At 44.3% G+C, this 3,888-nt stretch carries 4 protein-coding genes; 3 read left to right on the plus strand and 1 reads right to left on the minus strand.

The window, feature by feature from the left end; genetic code table 11:
* Positions 1–36 precede the first annotated feature (36 nt).
* Positions 37–558, plus strand: a complete 522-nt coding sequence (locus VN379_RS13925) for a CarD family transcriptional regulator (RefSeq protein ID WP_325534824.1) — start codon at positions 37–39, stop codon at positions 556–558.
* Positions 559–698: 140 nt separating this feature from the next.
* On the opposite strand, the gene VN379_RS13930 is transcribed toward VN379_RS13925, so the two are convergent.
* Positions 699–1,613, minus strand: coding sequence for a branched-chain amino acid transaminase (locus tag VN379_RS13930; RefSeq protein ID WP_325534826.1), 915 nt, complete (start codon positions 1,611–1,613; stop codon positions 699–701).
* Between the two features lie 332 nt (positions 1,614–1,945).
* Here VN379_RS13930 and VN379_RS13935 point away from each other — a divergent pair, with 332 nt between their 5' ends.
* Together VN379_RS13935 and VN379_RS13940 are read left to right on the plus strand one after the other, a co-directional pair.
* Complete coding sequence (locus VN379_RS13935) at positions 1,946–2,737, plus strand: TrmB family transcriptional regulator (protein ID WP_325534828.1); 792 nt, start codon at positions 1,946–1,948, stop codon at positions 2,735–2,737.
* 25 nt (positions 2,738–2,762) lie between these two features.
* Positions 2,763–3,668 (plus strand): malate dehydrogenase, encoded by a 906-nt coding sequence (locus VN379_RS13940; protein WP_325534830.1) that lies wholly within the window; start codon positions 2,763–2,765, stop codon positions 3,666–3,668.
* The last annotated feature ends 220 nt before the right edge of the window (positions 3,669–3,888 follow it).

Raw genomic sequence — 3,888 nt, forward strand, 5'->3', positions numbered from 1 at the left:
TAATAAAAGTACTAAAAAAAAGATAGGGGTGACTTCATGTTTCAAGTAGGCGACAAGATTTTTTACCCCACGCAAGGTGGTTGTGTAATTCAAGCAGTTGAAGAAAAAGTAGTTCATGGAGAAACTCTACGATATTGCACTGTGAATATACTTCATCGGAAGATGACTGTTAGATTTCCGACCAGCAATTCAGATCGTTTGGGAATTCGCCCTATTGTAGACCCCAAAGAGCTGGACAACGTCCTTAATACTTTCTATGATGGCGAGTCTGATACAACCGTCAGAGATAATCGGAGAATTCAAAGAAACATCAGTAAAATTAAAAGTGGCGATATTTACGAAGGTGCCGAGGTTATCAGGGATTTGGTGCGCAGCAACAACAAAAAGAAGCTCGGACTAACCGAAAAAAACATGATGGAAAACGCTCTGGAAATCTTAATCAGCGAGGTTGTATTAGTAAAGGGAATTACTAAGCAGCAGGCGTCTACTTTATTGGATCAAGTAATCAATATGCCCTTAAGCAATATCTCATTGGCAAACGATGCGCCACTCGTTTAGCAGCACTTCTCCTCAAACTTGTCAACACAACGCGTTATCACACCCAAACTCTACATATAACTAAGGCTACCGGCAATTGCCGGTAGCCTTAGTTATTTTCCAGAGATCCACTCTGCAATATGATTGGCTTAAGGCTGTCATCAATAGACAGGAGTACAAAAATCGGCGTATTTTTTTAGCTTAGATGTCGCCACCTGGAAGAAGAGTTCTTTTAACTTGCGGCAAACCGGTCCTTGATGACCCGTACCCACTGTTCGATCATCAACCTCGACAACGGCGACAACCTCCATAGCTGTACCGCTAAAGAAAACCTCATCGGCCGCATATAGTTCGGTTCTGGTAATACTCCGTTCGATTACCTCGATCCCAAGCTCTTCCCGGGCCAAAACCATAACCGTATCTCTGGTAATACCTTCGAGAATATTATCAGATGGCGGCGGGGTGATCAATTTCCCGTTACGGACCATAAACACATTCTCGCCCGGGCCTTCACAAACATGGCCGTTTCGGGTCAGAAACAGAGCTTCGTCATACCCCCGTCGAACCACCTCCAGGGACGCCAGCCCTGAGTTAAGATAGGCAGCCGTCGGTTTAGTACGCGGGGGCAGCATGTTATCACCTAACCGCTCCCAGGAGGTAAAAGCAGCCCTCAGCTCATCCTTACCCACAAAGCTGCCCAGAGGCTGACAGTAAATCACAATTCGGTTATCCTCATCCAAAAGAGTCGGGAATATTTGATTAGACCCTTTAAAAGCAAGTGGCCGGATATAGACTGTGCTACGAAAATTATTTTTTCTAAGCAGCTCAAGCGTTGCCTGGCACAACTGGTCCACAGTATAAGGGATATTTATATATAAGGTTTTACAGGATTGCAATAATCGCTCATAATGCTCCCGCATACGAAAGACATGAAGCTGCCCTTCAGCCTCATCCCAATAGGCTCTTATCCCCTCAAAGCAACCAAGTCCATAATTAAACCCTTTACAGCGGATGCTGATATGTACCTCACTCTCGGGAACAATCTTACCATCATAAAAAACGTACATGTTTTCCATTAATAGAATCCCTCCATAGAAATAAGTTAAATAAAAACAGAGGTCGCTCAGCAGCGGCTCTGTTTACTTCTTCTGTAAACCATTATGCAATTATCCGCATAACATAATCTTTTTTACACTATATAATCGCTCTGCGCATACGTTTGTCTTTAAATATACTAAATATCAAACCTGTTCGTCAAGCGCCAATTCAACAAACTTCTCTGATACCTGCAGCAACTACTAGTTTTGAGACTCTATCCTAACAAATTGTTCTATACACTCATATACAGTGTATATTGAAGTCTATATACTACCATAGTAGTATATAGACAAGAAAGGCAGGACTTAATATGAAGGTTTTAAAAAAACTTGAATCACTCGGGTTTAGCGCTTACGAGGCCAAAGCCTATTACGCCCTGTTGCGACGGTTTCCGGCCAATGGCTATGAGATCAGTAAATTAGCTCAGATCCCACCATCAAAAATCTATGAGGTATTAACAAAATTAAAAAACCGCGGAGCCGTGCTTGACAGCCAAAGCGAGCCTGTTCTTTACTATCCTGTCCAGCCGAAAATTTTGTTTACCCGCATCCAGGAAGAAACAGACAAAAGTATTCAGTCAGTTTTGACTGATTTAACCGCCATACCCCCAATGGACGCTTTTGATCTCACCTGGAATCTACAAGGAACCGATAGTATTGATGCTAAGATGTGCGAGTTGCTTGGTCAGGCCCGGAAAGAGGTATTTGCCTCACTCTGGCCGGAGCAGGTTGCTCTGCTCAATTCAGCCCTAACCGCAGCCGTAAACCGCGGCGTCTATGTGGTCGCCGCAATATTTGGAGAGTGCGATGTTACAGCCAGTCAGGTTATTAACCTTGAAGTATGCAGCCACAATGTGTACCAACGGGTCGGCGCCAAGTTATGTACCATTATCGCAGATGATACTGAAGTGGTAATCGGTAAATTGGCCGAAGACAGCAGTCACTCTACAGGTGTCTGGACCAAAACCCCTTCACTTGTGCTGGTGACAAAGGAATATGTAAGGCATGACATCATGGTCAATGTTTTGGTTAATCATATCGGGCAAGAGCAGTATGCGGATATTTGCCGGTCATATGATATTCTTCGGCAACTACAGCGATAAAAATAAAAGAGATAGGAGATTGAAAATGAAAATTTCATTTATCGGCAGCGGCAAAGTTGGGGTTGCCGTAGCTTATACAACAGCCTTAAAGGGATTGGCTCAAGAAATCGTCTTAACTGATGTCTCTAGCGACAAAGCCCATGGCGAAGCTCTTGATATCCTGCAAGGACAAGCATTCTGCCCTCAGGCCAACATCAAACACGGTGAAATTGAGGATACCGCCAATTCTGATATTGTCGTTATCACCGCAGGTATTCCACGCAAAGCAGATGAACCCCGGGTAATGCTCCTTTCCCGTAACGCCGGTCTGATTGCTGATATTACAAAAAAAGTTGTTGCCTTAAGCCCGCACTGCATCATTTTGATGATTACCAATCCGCTTGATGTAATGACCCATCTTGCCTATCAGGCATCAGGCCTGCCTGCCGGACGTGTAATTGGTATGGGAACTGTTCTTGATACAGCCCGTTACCGTTCCTATCTCGCCCAGCACTTCCAGGTTGATGCCCGGGATCTTGACGCATATGTAGTAGGAGAGCATGGTGAAACAATGGTTCCTCTGGTAACAAACATAAGCATCAAAGGAGTTCCCTTAGTCAACCTGCCAAATTATGATGCTCCCGCGGTTACACGTATTGCCAATGAGGTCCGCGCCGCATCCGGCCAGGTTATCGCCCTGAAAGGCGGCACCGTCTTTGCCCCTGCCGTAGCTGCCTGCGCTATCCTTGAAGCGATTGTGCATGATAACCGCCAGATTTTGCCGGTCTCCACCTTCAACAGCAATTATGGAACTGCAGTCAGTCTGCCAACTGTAATTGGCCGCCAAGGGGCTGGATCAACCCTTGTTATACCAATGTCTCAGGCAGAGGAGGCCGCTTTAGAACATTCGATTGCTAATATAAAGAAATACCTGAACGAAATAAACTGCTAACCATAACAGGAAAATACTAATCTATAAAAAGGAGCGATGTTGCAACTTTTGTTGCAGGCAGCGTTCTTTTTTTCGCTCAAATGCCGCTATTTAAACCAATTAAGGCTTAGAGATATCGCTAGCGCAAAATGGCCAGGATAACTATAATCCAGCTATTATGTCGGTAACGGCACATTGTACAAAAAAACAAATTGCAATAATTTAACCTTTTGATAATCTT

Source organism: Sporomusa sp. (assembly GCF_035561255.1).
GTDB lineage: Bacteria > Bacillota > Negativicutes > Sporomusales > Sporomusaceae > Sporomusa.

Bases quoted from the DNA above. Each gene is read 5' to 3' on its own strand.
- VN379_RS13925 (WP_325534824.1), top strand. From the start codon at position 37: ATGTTTCAAGTAGGCGACAAGATTTTTTACCCCACGCAAGGTGGTTGT.
- VN379_RS13930 (WP_325534826.1), bottom strand. From the start codon at position 1,613: ATGGAAAACATGTACGTTTTTTATGATGGTAAGATTGTTCCCGAGAGT.
- VN379_RS13935 (WP_325534828.1), top strand. From the start codon at position 1,946: ATGAAGGTTTTAAAAAAACTTGAATCACTCGGGTTTAGCGCTTACGAG.
- VN379_RS13940 (WP_325534830.1), top strand. From the start codon at position 2,763: ATGAAAATTTCATTTATCGGCAGCGGCAAAGTTGGGGTTGCCGTAGCT.